The 19,850-nt window shown below is 69.3% G+C and carries 17 protein-coding genes and 1 pseudogene; 9 read left to right on the top strand and 9 right to left on the bottom strand.

All coding sequences use genetic code 11. The features are described from left to right. Complete coding sequence (locus tag MWN52_RS02480; protein ID WP_286576444.1) at positions 1 to 1,443, bottom strand: dihydrolipoyllysine-residue acetyltransferase; 1,443 nt, start codon at positions 1,441 to 1,443, stop codon at positions 1 to 3. Positions 1,444 to 1,677: 234 nt separating this feature from the next. Here MWN52_RS02480 and otsB point away from each other — a divergent pair, with 234 nt between their 5' ends. The 8 genes from otsB to MWN52_RS02440 all read left to right on the top strand — a co-directional run bounded on the left by otsB (position 1,678) and on the right by MWN52_RS02440 (position 9,935). After that, positions 1,678 to 2,430 carry a trehalose-phosphatase gene (otsB, locus tag MWN52_RS02475; protein WP_130515105.1) on the top strand — a complete coding sequence of 251 codons (753 nt, stop codon included), beginning with the start codon at positions 1,678 to 1,680 and terminating at the stop codon, positions 2,428 to 2,430. Between the two features lie 84 nt (positions 2,431 to 2,514). Next, positions 2,515 to 4,296 carry a glycoside hydrolase family 15 protein gene (locus MWN52_RS02470; RefSeq protein ID WP_286576443.1) on the top strand — a complete coding sequence of 594 codons (1,782 nt, stop codon included), beginning with the start codon at positions 2,515 to 2,517 and terminating at the stop codon, positions 4,294 to 4,296. Next, positions 4,293 to 5,660: an alpha,alpha-trehalose-phosphate synthase (UDP-forming) gene (gene otsA, locus MWN52_RS02465; RefSeq protein WP_286576442.1), complete on the top strand. Its 1,368-nt coding sequence runs from the start codon at positions 4,293 to 4,295 to the stop codon at positions 5,658 to 5,660. Before MWN52_RS02470 ends, otsA begins: the two co-directional genes overlap by 4 nt. Before the next feature lie 852 nt (positions 5,661 to 6,512). Then, positions 6,513 to 7,193, top strand: coding sequence for an OmpW/AlkL family protein (locus MWN52_RS02460; protein WP_130523799.1), 681 nt, complete (start codon positions 6,513 to 6,515; stop codon positions 7,191 to 7,193). A gap of 443 nt (positions 7,194 to 7,636) precedes the next feature. Further along, positions 7,637 to 7,939, top strand: coding sequence for a hypothetical protein (locus tag MWN52_RS02455; protein WP_286576441.1), 303 nt, complete (start codon positions 7,637 to 7,639; stop codon positions 7,937 to 7,939). 68 nt (positions 7,940 to 8,007) lie between these two features. Further along, positions 8,008 to 8,490, top strand: coding sequence for a YajQ family cyclic di-GMP-binding protein (locus MWN52_RS02450; protein ID WP_130523800.1), 483 nt, complete (start codon positions 8,008 to 8,010; stop codon positions 8,488 to 8,490). 10 nt (positions 8,491 to 8,500) lie between these two features. Then, the gene (locus MWN52_RS02445) at positions 8,501 to 9,055 is read left to right on the top strand and encodes a DUF1415 domain-containing protein (protein WP_286576438.1); all 555 of its coding nucleotides are present in this window, start codon (positions 8,501 to 8,503) and stop codon (positions 9,053 to 9,055) included. 76 nt (positions 9,056 to 9,131) lie between these two features. Then, positions 9,132 to 9,935, top strand: a complete 804-nt coding sequence (locus tag MWN52_RS02440) for an SDR family oxidoreductase (RefSeq protein ID WP_286576436.1) — start codon at positions 9,132 to 9,134, stop codon at positions 9,933 to 9,935. A gap of 18 nt (positions 9,936 to 9,953) precedes the next feature. On the opposite strand, the pseudogene MWN52_RS02435 reads toward MWN52_RS02440, so the two are convergent. From MWN52_RS02435 to MWN52_RS02420, 4 genes and pseudogenes are all read right to left on the bottom strand, one after another. Beyond that, positions 9,954 to 10,765: pseudogene (locus tag MWN52_RS02435) on the bottom strand (ParB N-terminal domain-containing protein). Positions 10,766 to 10,865: 100 nt separating this feature from the next. After that, positions 10,866 to 11,552, bottom strand: coding sequence for an HAD family hydrolase (locus tag MWN52_RS02430; RefSeq protein ID WP_286576435.1), 687 nt, complete (start codon positions 11,550 to 11,552; stop codon positions 10,866 to 10,868). Next, positions 11,549 to 12,259 (bottom strand): pseudouridine synthase, encoded by a 711-nt coding sequence (locus tag MWN52_RS02425; RefSeq protein WP_286576434.1) that lies wholly within the window; start codon positions 12,257 to 12,259, stop codon positions 11,549 to 11,551. The genes MWN52_RS02430 and MWN52_RS02425 overlap by 4 nt, the downstream gene beginning before the upstream one ends. Beyond that, positions 12,256 to 13,299: a class I SAM-dependent methyltransferase gene (locus MWN52_RS02420; RefSeq protein WP_425608070.1), complete on the bottom strand. Its 1,044-nt coding sequence runs from the start codon at positions 13,297 to 13,299 to the stop codon at positions 12,256 to 12,258. Before MWN52_RS02420 ends, MWN52_RS02425 begins: the two co-directional genes overlap by 4 nt. Positions 13,300 to 13,597: 298 nt before the next feature. On the opposite strand from MWN52_RS02420, the gene MWN52_RS02415 reads away from it, so the two are divergent. Then, positions 13,598 to 14,044, top strand: a complete 447-nt coding sequence (locus MWN52_RS02415; protein ID WP_286576433.1) for an EF-hand domain-containing protein — start codon at positions 13,598 to 13,600, stop codon at positions 14,042 to 14,044. Positions 14,045 to 14,131: 87 nt separating this feature from the next. On the opposite strand, the gene MWN52_RS02410 is transcribed toward MWN52_RS02415, so the two are convergent. The 4 genes from MWN52_RS02410 to MWN52_RS02395 form a co-directional block, all read right to left on the bottom strand. Further along, complete coding sequence (locus MWN52_RS02410) at positions 14,132 to 14,524, bottom strand: hypothetical protein (RefSeq protein ID WP_286576432.1); 393 nt, start codon at positions 14,522 to 14,524, stop codon at positions 14,132 to 14,134. 190 nt (positions 14,525 to 14,714) lie between these two features. Then, on the bottom strand, positions 14,715 to 16,403 hold the full coding sequence (locus MWN52_RS02405; RefSeq protein ID WP_286576431.1) for an ABC1 kinase family protein: 1,689 nt from the start codon (positions 16,401 to 16,403) through the stop codon (positions 14,715 to 14,717). Positions 16,404 to 16,615: 212 nt separating this feature from the next. Further along, a complete protein-coding gene (locus MWN52_RS02400; RefSeq protein ID WP_286576430.1) occupies positions 16,616 to 19,123 on the bottom strand; it encodes an ABC transporter permease in 2,508 nt (835 codons plus the stop codon). Next, positions 19,120 to 19,842 carry an ABC transporter ATP-binding protein gene (locus tag MWN52_RS02395; protein ID WP_286576428.1) on the bottom strand — a complete coding sequence of 241 codons (723 nt, stop codon included), beginning with the start codon at positions 19,840 to 19,842 and terminating at the stop codon, positions 19,120 to 19,122. Before MWN52_RS02395 ends, MWN52_RS02400 begins: the two co-directional genes overlap by 4 nt. Positions 19,843 to 19,850 lie beyond the last annotated feature (8 nt).

Raw genomic sequence — 19,850 nt, 5'->3', positions numbered from 1 at the left:
TTACAGCAGGACCCGGCGCATGTCGCCGAGCACCTTGGCCAGATCAGCGGTGAAGCGCGCGGCCAGCGCGCCGTCGATCACGCGGTGGTCGTAGCTCAGCGACAGCGGCAGCATCAGCCGCGGCTGGAACGCCTTGCCGTCCCACACCGGCTGGATGGCCGACTTGGACACGCCCAGGATGGCCACCTCCGGCGCATTGACGATCGGCGTGAACGCCGTGCCGCCGATGCCGCCCAGCGAGGAGATCGAGAAGCAGCCGCCGGTCATGTCGGCCGGGCCGAGCTTGCCTTCGCGCGCCTTCTTGGCCAGCTCGCCGGTCTCGGTGGCGATGTCGTTGACGCCCTTCTTGTCCACGTCGCGGATCACCGGCACGACCAGCCCGTTGGGCGTGTCGGCGGCGAAGCCGATGTGGAAATACTTCTTCAGCGTCAGGTTCTCGCCGGTGGCGTCGAGCGAGGCGTTGAAGGTCGGGTACTTCTTCAGCAGCGCGGCGCTGGCCTTGATCAGGAAGGCCAGCATGGTCAGCTTGACGCCGGACTTGGACTTCTCCGCCTCCTTGTTGAGCGTTACGCGCAGGTCTTCCAGATCGGTGATGTCGGCCGAGTCGAACTGGGTGACGTGCGGGATCATGGCCCAGTTGCGCGCCAGGTTGGCGCCGGAGATCTTCTGGATGCGCGAGAGCGGCTTGACCTCGGTCTCGCCGAACTTGGCGAAGTCCACCTTCGGCCAGGGCAGCAGGCTCAGGCCATTGCCGCCACCGGCGGCCACCGGCGCGGCGGCCGGGGCGCCAGCGCCGGCGCCAGAGAGCGCCTGCTTGACGAAGCCCTGCACGTCCTCGCGGGTGATGCGCCCCTTGCGCGCGCTGCCCTTGACCTGGTTCAGGTCCACGCCCAGCTCGCGGGCGAACAGGCGCACGGCCGGGCTGGCGTGCGGCACCTTGTCGGGCATCACGCGCGAGGCGTCGAAGCTGACCGGCGGGGTGCTGGTCGGCGGCGACGGCGGCTCGGCCTGGCCGGCGGTGGCGCCGGAGGCGGTGCGCGACTGGGCCTGGGCGATCTCGCGCTGGGTCAGCTTGTCCGGCGTCGTGCCGGCGGTGTCGACCGGCTCGACCGGCGCATCGGGCTCGGTCGGCTTGGCCGGCGACGGCGCCGCCTTGGGCGCCTCGGCCGGCTTGGCCTCGGCCTTGGGCGCGTCGCCCTCGCCGGCCGGCTCGATCAGGGCCACGACCGACCCTTCCGAGAGCGTGTCGCCGACCTTGACCTTGAGCTCCTTGACCACGCCGCCGAAGGCGGCCGGCACTTCCAGGGTGGCCTTGTCCGACTCCAGGGTGATCAACCCCTGATCCTTCTGCACGGTGTCCCCGACGGACACCAGCACCTCGATCACGGGCACGTCGCTGTAGTCGCCGATATCGGGGACGCGCGCTTCCTGGGCTTGAGCCATCTTGGGGAACTCCGAAGGATTGGGTGGGACGGGCCGGGCATTGTACGTCTGCGATGCGTCGCGCCAACCTTGGCGGATGGTCGTAGCCGAAATTCTGTCAGGCCTTGACGAAATATCGTCCGATCCGCACGATTTCTCCCTGACCCGCGCCCAACACCGCCCGTTCACCCCGTGTTGAGAACAATGCCGTCCGACGTTTGCACGCTGAAGACGCCCCGCCGATCGCGCCACCCCATGGCCCCCACTGCCCCCAACCGTTTCCCCACCCCGCCCGCGCTGGGCGATCACTGCGCGCTGTTCCTGGACGTGGATGGCACGCTGCTGGACTTCCAGGACGATCCCACCTCGGTCCGCCTGCCGGAGGGCGGCCTGGACACCATCACGCGCCTGGCCGCACAGCTGGACGGCGCGCTGGCGGTGGTCAGCGGCCGCCCGCTGAAGGCGCTGGACCTGGTGTTCGCGCCACTCACGCTGCCGGCGGCCGGCATGCACGGGCAGGAGCTGCGCGGCGCCCCGCAGGTCCCGCGCACCGTCCCGGCCGAAGCCCTGGCGGCGCTGCGCCGCGAGGCCACGGTGCTCTCGCACCGCTATCCGGGCGTGCTGGTGGAGGACAAGGGCAGCAACATCGCCCTGCACTGGCGCGCCGCGCCGCGCGCGGCCGAGCCGCTGCGCGACCTGGCCGCCCGGCACCTGCCGCAGCTGACCGGTTATCGCCTGCAGCCGGGCGACCATGTGCTGGAACTGGTGCCCAGCGATGTGGACAAGGGCCGCGCAGTGCGTAGGCTGCTCGAACAGCCACCGTTCGCCGGGCGCACCCCGGTCTTCGTCGGCGACGATCTGACCGACGAGTACGGCTTCGAGGCCGCCAACAGCGCCGGCGGCTGGAGCGTGCTGGTCGGCCGCCGCGCCAACAGCCATGCGATGTACGCGCTGCCCGATGTGGCCGCCGTGCATGCCTGGCTGCAGGCCAGCCTGCAGGACGCGTGACGGGTCTTCCGGATCGGTCTTGATCGCAAGCCTGCAACACCCGCGCTTTCTCCTCCCACTTCGCAACATCCCCACGGAGCCCGCATGCGACAACCCAACCTGGATATGGGCGTGATCGGCAATGGCAGCTTTGGCGCCTTGATCGACAAGCAGGGCCGCGTGGTCTGGAGCTGCATGCCCGCCTTCGATGGCGACCCGGCGTTCTGCGCGTTGCTGGGCCCCAAGGACCAGGTCGGCGGCGACTTCGCGGTGGAGCTGGAGGACCTGGCCTCCAGCGAGCAGCACTACCTGACCAATACCGCGATCCTGCGCACCGTGCTGCGCGATGCGCACGGCAACGCGCTGGAGATCATCGACTTCGCCCCGCGCTGGCGCGAGAACCAGCGCTTCTACCGGCCGGTCAGCATCATCCGCCAGATCCGCCCGCTTACCGGCAACCCGCGCATCCGCGTGCGTGCGCGGCCGCTGGCCGACTGGGGTGCGCGCAAGCCCGAGTCGACCTGGGGCAGCAACCACGTGCGCTGGCTGCTGCCCGAGTTCACCCTGCGCTTGACCACCGATGTGCCGGTGCGCTTCATCCGCGAGGAGACCGCCTTCGTCCTCAACCACCCGGTACACCTGGTGCTGGGCGCGGACGAATCGCTGCGCCGCTCGCTGCCCGGCTACGTGCGCGAGGCGCAGGAGAACACCCATCACTACTGGGCCGAGTGGGTGCGCTATCTGTCCATCCCGCTGGACTGGCAGGACGCGGTGATCCGCAGCGCCATCACGCTGAAGCTGTGCCAGTACGAGGACAGCGGCGGCATCATCGCGGCGATGACCACCTCCATCCCCGAGGCGCCGGACACGCCGCGCAACTGGGACTACCGCTATTGCTGGCTGCGCGATGCCGGCTTCGTGGTGCGCGCGCTCAACCGATTGGGCGCCACGCGCACGATGGAGCAGTTCCTCGGCTACATCTTCAACATCGCCACCCACGACGGCACGCTGCAGCCGATGTACGGCATCAACTTCGAAGTCGAGCTGCACGAGCACGAAGTGCCCAGCCTGGCCGGCTATCGCGGCATGGGCCCGGTGCGGCGCGGCAACCTGGCCTGGATCCAGAAGCAGCACGACGTGTATGGCTCGGTGGTGCTGGCCTCGACCCAGCTGTTCTTCGACCAGCGCCTGGTCGATCCGGGCGACCGGCATACCTTCGAGCGGCTCGAGCCGCTGGGCGAGCGCGCCTTCGCCCTGTACGACGTGCCGGACGCAGGCCTGTGGGAGTTCCGCGGCCGCGCCGAGGTGCATACCTACACCAGCGTGATGTGCTGGGCCGCCTGCGATCGCCTGGCCAAGATCGCCGAACGCCTGGAGTTGCCCGAGCGCGCCGCGCACTGGCGCGCGCGCGCCGACACCATCAGCGCCACCACGCTGGAACGCGCCTGGCGCGAGGACCTGGGCTGGTTCAGCGCCTCGTTCGAAAGCGACTACCTGGACGCCTCGCTGCTGCTGCTGGCCGATGTGGGCTTCATCGCGGCCGACGATCCGAAGTTCGTCGGCACCGTCGAGGCCATCGGCCGCACGCTGAAGAAGGGCGACGCGCTGTTCCGCTATGTGGCGCCGGACGACTTCGGCGAGCCGGAGACCAGCTTCACCATCTGCACCTTCTGGTACATCGACGCGCTGGCGGCGATGGGCCGCACGGACGAGGCGCGGGCGATGTTCGAGCGCATCCTGGCGCGCCGCAACCACGTCGGCCTGCTGTCGGAGGATCTGACCTTTGAAGACGGCGAAGCCTGGGGCAACTTCCCGCAGACCTATTCGCACGTGGGCCTGATCACCGCGGCCATGCGCCTGTCGCGCTCCTGGCAGGAGGCCTCATGAGCCGACTGGTCGTCGTCTCCAACCGCGTCGCCCTGCCCGGCCAGCCGCAGACCGGCGGCCTGGCCACGGGCCTGCGCGCGGCGCTGACCGAGCGCGGCGGCATGTGGTTCGGCTGGAGCGGCAAGGTCACGCGCGAGCCAAGCGGCAGGCTGCACGAGCAGCGCGAAGGCGACATCACCTTCGTCACCATGGACCTGGACCGGGCCGACCACGACGCGTACTACACTGGCTTCGCCAACGGTTCGCTGTGGCCGCTGCTGCACTTCCGCCTGGATCTGGTCGACTACGACCGCAGCAAGCGCGAGGGCTATGCGCGCGTCAACGCGCTGTTCGCCGACAAGCTGGCGCCGCTGCTGAAGGACAGCGACACGGTCTGGATCCACGACTACCACCTGATCCCGCTGGCCTCGCTGCTGCGCGAGCGCGGCGTGGGCTGCAGGATCGGCTTCTTCCTGCACACGCCGATGCCCTCGGCCGACCTGATCGTGGCCCTGCCCGATCACCAGCGCATCTTCAGCACGCTCTACGCCTACGACCTGATCGGCTTCCACACCCGGCGCGACGTGGAGCGCTACCAGGCCTATGTGCGCCTGTTCGCCGGCGGCAAGGTGCTCGGCCCGGACATGATCGAGTCGCCGGACGGGCGCCGCGTACGCACCGGCGACTTCCCGATCAGCATCGACACCGGGCTGATCGCCCAGCAGGCCCGCGCCGCGGCCAACAAGGCGCCTGTGCGCGCGCTGCGCGAGAGCCTGCGCGGACGCGAACTGGCCATCGGCGTGGACCGGCTGGATTACTCCAAGGGCCTGCCCGAGCGCTTCAACGGGTTCGAGCGTTACCTGCAGCGGCACAAGGCCCAGCGCGGCAGCCTGACCTTCCTGCAGATCGCGCCGGTCTCGCGCGGCGAGGTCGCCGAGTACCAGTTGCTGCGCGGCCAGCTCGAACAGATCGCCGGCCACGTCAACGGCACCTATGCCGAGGCCGACTGGACCCCGATCCGCTACGTCAACCAGAACTACACCCACGCCACGCTGACCGGCTTCTACCGCATGGCCCGCGTCGGCCTGGTCACCCCGCTGCGCGACGGCATGAACCTGGTCGCCAAGGAATACGTGGCCGCCCAGGACCCCGAGGATCCCGGCGTGCTGGTGCTGTCGATCCTGGCCGGCGCGGCCGACGAGCTGAGCCAGGCGCTGATCGTCAACCCGCACGACCTGGACGGCGTGGCCGACGCGATCGCCACGGCCGCCGCGATGCCCAAGGCCGAGCGCATCGAGCGCTGGCGGGCGATGTTCGCGCACCTGCAGAAACACGATATTTCCGAGTGGCGGCAGCGCTATCTGGAGGCGCTGGAGCGGGGATGAGGGGCTTTGTGGGGCTGGGTCGGGCGTGGGGCGTCGTGTTGCGGCGCTGTTGCTCAGGGTGGCGCGCCGGCTGTCTGACGGCAGGAAAGGGCGTCGGCGCTTCCGTCTTCAAGCGTTCCCGGTGATCTGAAGCCAGAAGCAAGAGCACCCCTCCCCAGCCCTCCCCTTCGCCTTCGGCGAAAGGGAGGGGGCGGATTGCTTGGTCTGTGACTCAAACGCTCGATGCGGATTATCCAAGACCGCAACGTTCCTCATACGACGATCCAGCCCGCTGACATGGGAACGACACGCTAGCCATGATCTGCCCCCTCCCTTGCGCGCAGCGCAGGGGAGCTCGAAGTCGCGGCTAGCGACTGAGGGGGAGGGGTCGGGGCTTTCCCGATCAAATACCAGCGGCGATGCATTCCTCGTCGTTCCCGCAGAAGCGGCCACCGACGCACCTCAAGCAGGAGCGCCAAGTCCCTGGGTTCCCGCTTTCGCGAGAACGACGGAGTGACCGTAGCGACAGTTCCTGCGGGCAGTCGCGGGGGCCGCGGTAGCCGCTTGGCAGCCGCCGAGGCACGATGAACGCGCCCGAGCTTGCGCAAATCGTTGCCAAAACCGTCACCCAGGCTGAACGCCGCCGTTTAAAACGGCATCGGCCGCGCGTGAAGAAAACCGCCGCGATTTAACGTTTTTCTACACCACGCCTAGCGCTGCGCCTGCGCGCGCATCCAACAAGATGAAGCGTTGCTGTGCGGGAGCCTGAACCACGCATGCCGTGCAGGGAATCGTTCATTTGGCCGCGCCTACGGTGTGCGCCGTCCCGCCAGTGAGCGGGCCCCACAAGACAAGAACGAAGAGGAAGTCCCCATGAAGTCGATCCGTTTGGTTGGCCTGGCCCTGGTGCCGCTGCTCGCCGCCCCGCCGGTCTTTGCGCAGGAAGCCGTCAACGATTCCACGCCGCATGGCGTGGCCACCAACAGCACCACCGGCGGCGACGCTGACGCAGCGTTCAAGCGCTGGGCCGTGGTCGGCAGCGCCACCATGCTGCAGCCGTCCTCGCGTCCGCTGAAGGGCACCACCCTCGACGTCGATGGCGCCACCGCCCCGACGCTGAGCGCCAGCTTCTACGCCACCCCCAACATCGCCGTCGAGCTGTGGGGCGCCGCGGGCAAGTTCAAGCATGACGTTACCGACGACCAGGGCAAGATCGGCAGCGTCGAGCAGATGCCGCTCGCGCTGAGCGCGCAGTACCACTTCGGCACTCCGGACCAGGTGTTCCGTCCGTTCGTGGGCGTGGGCTACTACGAGTCCAACTTCAGCAACGAGAAGCTGGGCAGCGTCCCGGGCTCGCACGTGGGCATCGAAGACGCCAAGGGCGCCATTGGCACCGTCGGCGTGGACATGAACATCAACCCGACCTGGTTCGCCCGCTTCGACGCGCGTTACCTCGACGGTTCGCCGGACCTCACCGTCAATGGCAAGAGCAGCGGCGCATCGCTGGATCTGAACCCGTGGACGGTCGGCTTCGGTATCGGCGCCCGCTTCTGATCCAAGGCGTCGGTGACACCGCAACCGACAAGGCGGCGGCCCTCAGGGGCCGCCGCTTTTTTTATGGGCTTTCGCTAAGGTGTCGCGCCAGCAAACGCGCTTGACCAACCAGCCTCGCACGGCGGGGCGAGGTTCCGCAGCGAATGGACTTGGTCGCCTTTCGAATCGAAGCCTTTGGCTCAACGCCCGAGGCAGCGGTTTTGCGGGCAGTGGCCGCGACGAGCGAGGCAGGACGCCGAGCGCCCGAGTCAGGGCAGGATGCCCTGATCGAGGGAAAAGCGGCCACTGCCCGCAGAACCGCTGCCCAACCGAAGCCGTAAAGCCCCGCACCGCGATCCCGCTGCCGGACGAAGAATCTCTTCCTGCACCACGCCTGGGCACTCACCGCGCCTTCGCGCAAGCGTGGTCAGCATCCTGCGGCAACGAACCATCTGGAGAACCCCATGCCCACCCTGCGCCTGCGCGTGACCGGCGATGACGCGTCCACCCTGCAGCTGACCGATGCGCTCGAGTCCATCGAAGGCATCGAGCACATCGAGGAGATCGAGGACCTGATGCCGCACGGAGACGACGACGACTCCAGCTCGGCCGGCCTGAGCGACGACATGGCAGGTAGCTACTCGGTGATCGAAGTCGAGGCGCCCAACGACGAGGGCGTGCACCGCGTGCGCGAGGTCGCCGAACGCGTGGCCTTCGTCACCGGCGCGGTGATCGAGGTCCTCAACGAGGAAGACGAGCCGTACTGAATCCGGCCCTGACGGCGCCGCCGCGCTGCGCTACCCTTTGCGCCTTCATTTTTCGCGCCAGGTGCGCCATGCCCTCCTTCGACGTCGTCTCCGAGGTCAATTCCCACGAACTGACCAATGCGGTGGATCAGGCCAACCGCGAACTGTCCAACCGCTTCGACTTCAAGGGCGTGGACGCCAAGTTCGTGTTGGAAGACAACACGATCAACCAGTCGGCGCCGAGCGATTTCCAGCTCAAGCAGATGGAAGACATCCTGCGCGCGCGCCTGATCGCCCGCGGCATCGACGCGCGCTGCCTGGAGTTCGGCGAGGTGGAGACCAACCTGGCCGGCGCGCGCCAGAAGATCACCGTCAAGCAGGGCATCGAGCAGAAGCTGGCCAAGCAGATCGCGGCCAAGATCAAGGAATCCAAGATCAAGGTCGACACCCAGATCAACGGCGACAAGCTGCGCGTCAACGGCAAGAAGCGCGACGACCTGCAGCAGACCATCGCGCTGCTGAAGCAGCACGAGTTCGAGCAGCCGCTGCAGTTCGACAACTTCCGCGACTAGCCTGCCACGCATGTCCGACCAGCACGCCGCCCTGCACGACCCGCTCGCCGACACCCGCCGCTGGCTCGAGCGCGCGGTGATCGGGCTGAACCTGTGCCCGTTCGCCAAGGCCGTCTACGTCAAGCAGCAGGTGCGCATGGTGCTCAGCGACGCCACCACGCCCGAGGCGCTGCTGGAGCAGCTGATGGAAGAGCTGGTGCTGCTGCGGGAGACCCCGGCCGAGCTCATCGACACCACGCTGATCGTGCACCCGGACGTGCTGACCGACTTCCTGGACTACAACGACTTCCTCGACAACGCCGACATGGCCGTCGAACAGCTGGACCTGCAGGGGATCCTGCAGGTGGCCAGCTTCCACCCGGATTACCAGTTCGCCGGCGCCGCGCCGGACGATGTGTCCAACTACACCAACCGCTCCCCCTGGCCGACGCTGCACCTGCTGCGCGAGGACAGCGTCGAGCGCGCCGTGGCGGCCTTTCCCGATCCGGACGTGATCGTGGAGCGCAACATCGCCACGCTTGACGAACTCGGCGTGGAAGGCTGGCGGCGCCTGCTGGACGACTGAGCGCATCGCGGAACGCACACGCGTCGCAGATGCGGGGGCGAGGACACTGTGGCGCCATCGCCACCGGAACACCGCCATGTCGCTGACACCGCCGATCACGCCCTGGAACCCCGCGCCGCTGGCCGGCCGCGTCGTGATGATCTCCGGTGGTGCGCAGGGCATCGGGCGCGGGATAGCGCAGGCCGTGCTGGGCGCCGGCGGGCGCGTGGCGATCGGCGACCTGGATGCCGACGCGGGCAAGGCCTGCCTGGCCGAATGGGCGCGCGGGGAGGACGCCTTCTTCAAGCGCCTGGACGTGGCGAGCGAGCGCAGCGTGGCCGCCTTCATCACCGCCGCCCTGAAGCGTTTCGGCCGCCTGGACGGACTGGTCAACAATGCCGGCCCGCCCGATCCGCACGTGCCGCCGCTGGACACGCTGGACCTGGCGCAATGGAACCGGCGCCTGGCCAGCCTGCACGGCGCCTTCCTGTGCAGCCGGCATGCGCTGCCGGCGCTGCGCGCCCACGACGAGGGCGCCATCGTCAATATCGCCTCGACCCGCGCGCACCAGTCCGAGCCGCACAGCGAGGCCTACGCCGCCGCCAAGGGCGGGCTGGTCGCCTTCACCCATGCGCTGGCCCTGAGCGAAGGCCCGCGCGTGCGGGTCAACGCGATCAGCCCGGGCTGGATCGCCACCGAGGCTTGGCGCGGTCCCTTACGCCGGCGCACGCCCAAGCTTTCCAAGGCCGATCACGCCCAGCACCCGGCCGGACGCGTCGGCACGCCGGAAGACATCGGCGCGCTGGCCGTGCAGCTGCTGGCGCCGACGCTGTCCGGCTTCGTCACCGGACAGGAGTTCATCGTCGACGGCGGGATGACGCGCAAGATGCAGTACGCCTGAAGCGGCGCGCCGCCTGGGTCAGGTGGCGGCTTCCAGCTCGGCGATCCGTGCCTCCACGACCGCGATCTCTTCCTGCAGCTGCGCCAGGCGCGTGCGCAGCTGCGGCAGCTCCAGGTCCTCGACCGGCTTGGCCGCGGGCTTGGGACGCTTCTTGGCGTCGCGCACGCGCTTGGCGGCCTCCTTGAGCTCCTGCGCGCCGCCCTGTGCGGCGGCCTGCTGCTCCTGCGCCGGCAGCGTGGCGACCACGGCGGCGGCGTTGATCGACAGCTCGCCCGCGCGTACCGCGGCGATGACCTCGGGCGTGGCCTGCTTCTGGATCTTCTCGATCGCCGCGACCTGGCTGTTGCTGAGCTTGGCAGCGCGGGCCAGTTCCTCGCGCGTGGGCAGCATCGCCGAGGTCACCACCGGCGCGGCGGAGGCCGGCGCGCTGGTGTCCCACGGCGGAGCCCCGGCATCGCCTTCGCCGGCGGCTCCGGCGCCGCCGGCGCGGGCGCGGCCTGGCGCGAGCGTTCGAGCAGGATGTCGCGCCGGCGCAGCGCCAGCACGCCGCGCTGGAAATCCGACACGCTGCGCCGGCCCAGGTGCTGGTCGATCATCCACAGATGCACGTCTTCCATCGAAGTGAAGCGCGTGTTCTGCACGGTGTTGAACGGCAGCCCGTGCTTCTGGCAGATGCCGTAGCGGTTGTGGCCATCGACCAGTACATCGCCCCACAGCACCAGCGCGTCGCGGCAGCCTTCGGCCAGCAGGCTCTGCTCCAGCGCGGCGTACTCGTCGGGCGTGAGCGGATCGATGTAGGCCTTGAGGTCTTCTCTGACGACGATGTTCATGGACTGCCGGGTGTGCGAGGGGGCGGCATTGTAGGCAGCCGCGGCGCGCACGTCGCCCTTGCTTTTGCACGCGTCCTGGCGTGCGTCCTCGCGGGTGGCGTCAGCGGCCGGCCAGACGCGCCTCCAGCAGGCGCTGCGCATCGGTGAGCGAGGCCACGATGCGATGGCCACGCGCGCGCAAGGCCTCGTCCGGCATCACCAGATCGGGCACCTGGATCACCGTCATGCCCGCGGCCAGCGCGGCGGTCACGCCGGCCGGCGAATCCTCCAGCGCCAGGCAGCGCGCGGGATCGGCGCCCAGGCGCTGTGCGGCGAGCAGATAGATGTCCGGGGCCGGCTTGGGCCGGCTGACGTCGTTGCCGGCGGTGACCGCGTCGAAGTAGTCCAGCAGCCCGGCGTTCTCCAGCTTGCGCGGCGCCAGCGGCCGGCGTGTGGAGGTCGCCACGCCGCGCGGAATGCCCTGCTGCTGCAGCCACTGCAGCAGCGCCACGATGCCGGGCCGCAGTGGAACCCCAGCTTCGACTTCCTCGCGGTACAGCACATGACAGCGCGCCAGCAGCGCTTCGATCTGGGCCTCGTCCAGGCGCTCGCGCAGGATCGCCTCGCAGGCCGCGGTGCTGTGCCCGACCATGCGCAGCCAGTAGTCGTCCTCGATCTCGAAGCCCGCCTCGCACGCCGCGCGGCTCCAGCAGCGCAGCGAGGCGCGCTCGCTGTCGAGCATCAGTCCGTCCATGTCGAAGATCACCGCCTCGGGCAGGAAGGACAGTGCGGCGACATCGGCCTTCATGCCTGGGCTCCGGAAAACAGGGTGGCGAGGTCGGCCGCGTCCAGCGCGCGCCACTGGCCCTCGGGAAGATCGCCCAGCGCCAGCCCGCCGATGCGGCTGCGGTGCAGCGCCTCGACGTGGTTGCCGACCGCGGCGAACATGCGCCGCACCTGGTGGTAGCGGCCTTCGTGCAGGGTCAGGCGCACCTGGCGCGGGGCGATGACGTCCAGTTCGGCCGGCAGCAGCGGCTTGGGGTCGGATTCCAGCAGCAGCGTGCCGCTGGCGAAGGTCTGCGCCTCATCGCCGCGCAGATCCTGCGCCAGCGTGGCCTCGTAGACCTTCGGCAGCTGCGCCTTGGGCGAGATGATCCGGTGCAGCAGGCCGCCGTCGTCGGTGAGCAGCAACAGGCCGCTGGTCTGGCGGTCCAGGCGCCCGACCGTGGACAGCACCGGATCGCGCTGGCGCCAGCGCGTGGGCAACAGGTCGTAGACCAGGCGCCCGGCGTCCTTGGTCGAACAGGTGTAGCCGACCGGCTTGTGCAGCAGCACGCACAGGCCCGGCGCGGGATCGAGCGGCTCCCCGTCGATGCGGATCGCGTCGTGGTCGACCGGATCGTCGGTGTAGAGCACCTCGCCGGCCGCATCGGTGACGCGACCCTCGCGGAACAGGGCCTGCACCTGCTTGCGGCTGCCGTAGCCGAGGTTGGCGATATGGCGCACGATCTTCATGCGCGCCCCCCGGTGGCGGCGATGACCTTGAAGCCCGCGCTCTCGGCGGCCACGCGTACCTGTTCGAAGCGCGCTTCCAGCACGGCCTCGTAGGGCAGATGCCGGTTGGCGACCAGCCAGAGCTGGCCATTGCGGTTCATCGAGGAGGCCGCCACCTCGATGAAACGCCGGCCGATGTCCGGCCGTTCGCCGCGCGCCAGCGCATGGAACGGCGGGTTGCTGACGATGACGTCGTACTTCCTCGGCAGGCCGGCCGCCACGTCGTGCCAATGGAAGCCCAGGGCCACGCGCTGGGCCTGCGGCGCCAGGTTCTGCTCGGCCAGCGCCAGTGCGCGCTGCTCGGCCTCGAACAGATCCAGCGCGGCGATGCCCGCACAGCGTGTCAGCAGCGCATCGGCCAGGAAGCCCCAGCCGGCCCCAAGATCGGCCGCGCTGCCGCGCAGGTTGGCCGGCAGCGCATCGGCCAGCAGCTGCGAGGCCGGATCGATCCGGTCCCAGGCGAACACGCCCGGGCGGCTGCGGAACCGCCCGCCGAGGATCGGCCGGATCCGGTCCAGCGGCTGCCATTCGGCCAGCAGTGCCGCGTCGTGCGCCCCCTCCAGCGGCGGGCTCCAGAACACGCGGCAATGGTGCTTGGCCAGCGAGCCACCCAGCCCGGTCAACCGCGCCAGATCCTTCTCCACGGACCTGGCGCCCTCGTCGTTGGCCACGCTCGCCACCACCCGCCCGCCGGGCGCGCAGCGCAGCACCGCCTGCGCCAGCAGCGCGCGCGCTTCTTCCTTCTGGCGTGGGGGCAGGAGCAGGACCAGCGGTGCCTTCGTACCTTCATCACGTTGCGTCTCGACTTCATACCCCTCTCGATGCAACGCATCGAAGGCGGGCCGGAAGCTCTGCTCGCAGCGCAGGGTGAGCCCCTGCAGCGCGCGCAGCGCCACGCCGGGCCGGGCGCGCAGGAACAGCGCATCGCCGCGCACACTGGGCAGCGCTCCGGACTGCAGCGCGTAGGCCAGTGCATCGAGGGGAGGATCGGAGAACGCCACGGAGCATGCCACTACGGAAGAAGCGGCCCATTCTACTGTGCGTGCCGGCGCCGGGCTTTTCCTCATACCCGGCCCACGCTGGCGGGTGGGACATCCGGCACAGACAGATGAGGATCACGACCGCTTTCGCTGACGCGTGCGCTGTTGGGTCGGCAACCTGCTCATGTCTTCGGGAATTGAACGCGCTGTCGACCTTGGCGTACGGTAAGGTCGCGCCTGGACGCATCCCTCATCGCGGGATTCACACGAAGGCCCTGAACCTCGTTCACACCTCGTAACTCAACCAAGGACAGACACGATGAAAGTCACATGGACATCCGCGCTCTCATTGGCCGCGAGCACGCTGCTGTTCGCCGTCGCCTCCGCCAGTCAGGCGCAGCAGACGCCGTCGCAGAAAGCCACCTTCGACGAAGTGGATACGAACCACGACGGATACATTGACCTGGCGGAAAACAACGCCGCCAACGAAAAGCGCTTCAAGAAGTTCGACACCAACGGCGACGGCTACTTCACGCGTGCTGAGATGGTGGCGGCTAACAAGAAGTTCGGGCAATCGGACCAGGTCGCCAACCAGACCGCCCAGTTCTACCTGAGCGGAATGGACCGGGATGGCGATGATGCGGCGAGCTGGAAGGAATTCAGCGACTGGATGAACCAGAAGATGTTCGCTCCGCTGGACGCCGATGGCGACGGCAGGATGTCCAGAGCGGAATTCATCCTGCCTCCCTCTCCGGCAGCGCTCTGATTCGAGGCGCTCAATAAATAAGGGGACGGCAGCCAGCTGCCGTCCCCTCTTCCTCCGGTCAGTGACTTCACTGGAGGACGAAACGCGTCAGTGTCGTCCAGGTGTGTCCCTCGCCCTTTTCTGTCCCTTCCATCCTCCGGATTCGATGGCTTGCGGACACACGCGCATGTACTGGTTCAGCGCATCCACGTCGTCCTGCGTCCAGTCTCTTGGCTTGTAGTAGCCGTAGTTTTCTGGACAGGATGTGGTCGGGATGGAGCACCAGAGCGGCCAGTGCGGAATCCAGGGACCCGTGTACGGGCTGACCGGCTCCCAGGCCATCGTGAAGTAGTTTCCATTACGCTTCCAGCCTTCGGTACAGAAGACGAACGGATCGTTCTTTCGATAATCCAGCCTTTCGTAATACCCGGCACCGCTCTGCGCCAATGCGTGCGCCGATAAGGCCGCGAACAACAGTGCTATCCAATGCATCTTTTTCATGCTCACAGCTCCTTTGCGGCGGCCGGGTGCCCAGCCAGCATCCTGATCTCGACCTGGCCAACCTTAAAACAAGCCCATGACGCCCTCAAGGCTTGTAGGTCGACGCAGTGGGCCTGTACTCGCGGCCGGAGTCTGGGGGATCACAGCCTCCCACAGATTTTAGATGGAGATCCCAGAACGCGCCTTTTCCCTACCGGCTCCTGACCTTCCGATCCCCCAGCAGCGCGCTGATCACGATGCTGGCACCGAGCACGGCGCCGATGAAGAACAGGATCAGGGCGATGGTGGGATAGCCGAACAGCGTGCTGGCGGTGGGGATGCGCATCATCAGCGCCGAGGCCAGGATCAGCGCGGCGGTGACCACGCCGGCGGCCACGCGGTTGGCGATCTTCTGCAGGCTCTCCATCAGGTGCGATTCCTCCAGCCCGGAGATGCGCACCTGCATCTTGTTCTCCGAAAGCAGGCCCAGGATGTCCGACACGCGACGCGGGCCTTCGCGGGCCAGCGTCTGCAGGTCCATCAGCTCGCTGGCCATGTTGGGCGAGGAGAACGACTGGCGCAGGCGGGCGCGCATGACGTGCTGCAGATGGCCTTCGACCACGGCCTTGGCATCCAGCTCGGGCGACAGCGCGCGGCACACCGTGTCCAGGTTCAGCAGGGCCTTGCCCAGCATCGACAGCTCCGGCGGCGTGCGCAGGCCGCAGGCCATGGCGATGCGGACCAGGTCCAGCACCACGCGGCCTTCGGAGCTGGTGGCGCTGTGCGCGGAGTAGCGGCTGATCAGCTGGCCGATCTCGCGGTTGAAGCGCTCGCCGTCGAAGTCCTCCAGCTGCGTGCCCAGGGCCAGCATTTCGCGCGCGACCTGCTCACCGCGCCCGTCGACCGCGGCGAACAGCAGCTTGAGCAGGGTCTCGCGCTGGCCCGGCGGCACGTTGGCGACCATGCCCAGGTCGAAGATCGCCAGCCGATTGTCCGGGGTGACGCGCAGGTTGCCCGGATGCGGGTCGGCGTGGATCTCGCCGTAGACGAAGATCTGGTCGATGTAGCCGCGCAGCAGCGCCGCCGACAGCGGCAGCATCGAATGCTCGGTGCGGCGCAGGGGCGAGATCTGGTCCACGCGCACGCCCTGCACCAGTTCCATGGTCAGCACGCGGCGGCGGGTCAGGTCCCACACCGGGCGCGGCACCAGCAGCTCCGGGTGATCCTTCAGGTGGGTGGCGAAGCGCTCCAGGTTCTCCGCTTCGGCCACATAGTCCAGCTCGGCCACCAGGGTGCGGCCGAACTCCTCCAGCCAGTCGGAGAAGCGCAGGTTGCGACCGACCTTGGTCAGCCGGTCGGCCGCGCCGGCGATCGAGCGCAGCATCGACAGGTCCGACAGCAGGCGCTGGGCCACGCCGGGCTTCTGCACCTTCACCGCCACCACCGTGCCGTCGCGCAGCACGGCGCGGTGCACCTGCGCCAGTGAGGCAGTGCCCAGCGGCTCGGGATCGAAGTCCTCGAAGATCTTGCTCAGGCGCACGCCCAGCTCGGCCTCCAGCGCCAGGCGGATCTGCTCGGCCGGCACCGGCGAGACGTCCTCCTGCATGCGCTCCAGCGCCACCGCATAGGCCGGCGGCACGATGTCCGGGCGCGTGGACAGCATCTGACCCAGCTTGATGAAGGTCGGGCCCAGCGCCTCGAGGTCGCGGCTGAACTCGTCCGGCGTGCCGTCGTCGACGGTGGCGGCCTGCAGCAGCGAGTCCTGCGAGAAGCCGGAGAACACACCGGAACGGCGGTACCGGAACAGGAACTTCATGATCTGCTTGCGCCGCTCCATCGCGCCCTCGTTGTGCGGGGCGGCGGACGGATCGCCGGGAGCGGACGCGGATGGTTCGGTCATGCGGGCCAGGCCTTGAGACAGGTCCGCGATTGTGTGAAGACGGCAGTCGGTGCAGGGTGAACGGGCGGCGGCGCCGCGCTGCGGGAGCAGCACCTCGCAGCCTGCCTGTAGAGCGGAGCTTGTGGCAATCCCCTCTTGGGGACTCCGCTGCTCTTCGTTCGGTTCTTGGGAAAGCCCCAGCGGAGCAAGCTCCGCTCTACAGGGGAGCGGCCCTACCCCTGCAGCTCGCGCAGCGTCACCGACGGCGGGGCGTCGAGCACCTTGCGCGTAGCGATCAGGCCGGCGATCAGCGCGGCCAGCATGCCCAGCGCGCCGCCGACCACGGCCAGCGTCCAGTTGGGCTGCCACGGCAGGTCGAACACCCGCACCGCGACCACCCCGGACAGCACCGAGGCGGCGATGGCCGCCACCAGGCCGGAGAGCAAGCCGATGGCGGCGAACTCGGAGGCCTGCGCGGCGCGCAGCTGGCGCCGGCTGCCGCCCAGCACACGCATCACCCCACCCTCGAGCAGGCGCTCGTCCTGGCTGGCGCTGACCGCGGCCATCAGCACCAGCAGGCCGGCGGCCAGCGAGAACCAGAACACCACCTGCACCACCGTGCTGACCTGGTCGGCGGTGCTGCGCACCTGGGTCAGCACCTGGTCGATGTCGATCACCGACAGGTTGGGGAAGGCCTGCACCAGCTGCGCGGTGAAGCGCGGATGGTCGGGCGGCACGCGCACGGCGGTGATGTGGCTGGCCGCGTAGTCCTGCAGCACGCCGGGCGAGACCAGCACGAAGAAGTTGGGCTTGAAGCTCTCCCAGTCCACCTTGCGCAGGCTGGTGATCCTGCCTTCCAAGGTCTGACCAGCGATATCGAAGCTGACCGTGTCGCCGAGCTTCCAGCCCAACTGTTCGGCGAAGCCCTCCTCGACCGACAGCTCGGTGCCCGACGTCGGCGCCGCCCCCCAGAACCGGCCGGCGGTCACCTTGTTGTCCTCGCGCAGCGTGGCCGCGGTGGAGAGATTGAACTCGCGTTCGGCGCGGCGGCGCGCCTCCTCGTCGGCATAGCGGGCGCCGCTGGTCGCCTCGCCGTTATGGGTCACCAGGCGGCCGCGCACCATCGGGAACAGCGTCGGCGCGCCCAGGCCCTGGCGGGCGATGAACTCGGACACCGATGGCACCTGGTCGTCCTGCACGTTGATGATGAAGCGGTTGGGCGCATCGGCCTGCAGCGCTACCTGCCAGCGGTTGAGCAGGTCGGTGCGCACGAAGGTCAGCAGCAGCAGGGCCATCAGCCCCAGGCCCAGGGCAGCGATCTGCGCGATGCTGGTGCCGGCGCGGCGACTGACATTGGCCAAGCCGTAGCGCAGCGCACCGCGCAGGCGGCGACGCAGGCGGCGCACGGCCAGGATCAGCAGCAGCGCCAGCCCGGCCAGCACCGCCAGCGTGGCGGCGATGCCGGCCAGCATGGCCAGGCCCAGCGTGGCCGAGCCGGCCTGCCACCACAGCAGTGCACCCAGGCCGATCAGGCCGGCCAGCCCGACCAGCCAGGCACTGGGTTCGGTCGGGTCCAGGTCGCGACGCAGCACGCGCAGCGCCGGCACCCGGCGCAGCGCCAGCACCGGCGGCGCGCCGAAGGCCAGCAGCACGACCAGGCCGACGCCGTAGCCGCGCAGCACCGGCAGCCAGCCCGCCGGCGGGATCGCCACCTTCAAGGCCTGCGCCAGCCAGCCGCCGATGGCCCACTGCAGGGCGAAGGCGATGGCCACACCGACGGTGCAGGCGATCAGCCCCAGCAGCACCAGCTCGCCCACATGGATGCCGACCAGCCGCGACTGCTGCGCGCCCAGGCAGCGCATGACCGCCACACCGGACAGATGCCGCTCGCTGTGTCGGCGCGCGGCCATCGCCACGGCCACCGCCGCAAGAATCACCGAGACCAGCGCGGCCAGGCCGAGGAAGCGGCTGGCGCGATCCAGCGCCGAGCGCACTTCCGGGCGCGCGTCCTGGATGGTCTCCAGACGCTGGCCGCGGCCCAGCGCCTCACGCGCGGTCGCGGTGAAGCGCTCCACCGCGCCGGCGTCGCCAGCCACCACCAACCGGTAGCCGATGCGGCTGCCCAGCTGCACCAGCCCGGTGGCGGGCAGGTCGTCGGCATTGAGAAAGACCTTGGGCGCGACGTTGAAATAATCCAGCGCGGCATCGGGCTCCTGGGTCACCAGCGCGACCAGCGTCAGCGTCGCATCTCCCAGGCTGACGCGATCGCCGAGCCTGGCACCCAGTGTGTCGGCGCCGGCGCGGGTCATCCACAGCGTGCCGCGCGCGGGAATTCCGCGCGCGGCGTGTTCGCCGGGCATGGCCGCATCGACCAGGGTGAAGCTGCCGCGCAGCGGGAAGCCCGCGCCCAGCGCGCGCAGATCGCCCAGCCGCAGCTGCGCGTCCTCGCCCTGCCCGACGCGGATCATGGTGTTGAGCTCGGTGGTCTGCGCGCTGCGCAGGCCGCTGGCCTTGGCCGCCTCCAGGATCGTGCCGCCGATGGGCGCATCGCCGCGCACCACCACATCGCCGCCGAGCAGGCGGTTGGCCTCGATCGCCAGCGCGCGCCCGGCGCGGTCGGTGACGAAGCCCACCGAACTCACCGCCACCACCGCCAGCACCAGCGCGGCCAGCAGGATGCGGATCTCGCCCGCGGCCAGGTCGCGCCGCAGCTGGCGCCAGGCCAGGCGCAAGGTGTTCATGCGCCGGCCACCAGCACTCCGTTGTCCAGGCGCAGCACGCGCGTGCAGCGCGCGGCCAGCGCCTCATCGTGGGTGACCAGCACCAGCGTGGTGCCGGCCTGGGCGTTGAGCGCGAACAGCAGCTCCTCGATGGCATGACCGGTGCGCTGGTCGAGGTTGCCGGTGGGCTCGTCGGCGAACAGCAGCGCCGGCCGGGTCACGAAGGCGCGCGCCAGCGCCACGCGCTGCTGCTCGCCGCCGGACAGCTGGCGCGGGTAGTGGCCCAGGCGCCCGGACAGGCCGACCTCGTCCAGGATGCGTTCGGCCGGCGCCTGCGGATCGGCATCGCCGCGCAGCTCCAGCGGCAGCATCACGTTCTCCAGCGCGGTCAGCGAGGGCAGCAGCTGGAAATTCTGGAACACGAAGCCCACCTTCTCCCCGCGCACCTTCGCCCGCCCGTCCTCGTCCAGCGCCGAGAGCACCGCCCCGTCGAGCGTGACCGTGCCGCTGCTGGGCACATCCAGCCCCGCCAGCAGCGAGAGCAGCGTGCTCTTGCCCGAGCCCGAGGCGCCGACGATGGCCACGGTATCGCCGGGGGCGATCTCGAAGGACACAGCGTCGAGGATGGTCAGCGTGCTGCCGGGCAGTCGAACCTGCTTGCCCAGCGCCTGGACCTGCAGCACCGGCGTGCGCCGGGAAATGAGGGAGGTGTCAGCGTGCGGCAAGGCGGCGTCGGCCATGATGAGAA

The organism is Pseudoxanthomonas winnipegensis (assembly GCF_030322905.1).
Lineage (GTDB): Bacteria > Pseudomonadota > Gammaproteobacteria > Xanthomonadales > Xanthomonadaceae > Pseudoxanthomonas_A > Pseudoxanthomonas_A winnipegensis.
Note: the sequence above shows the minus strand (reverse complement) of the source record. Positions and strands in the feature narration are given on the sequence as shown.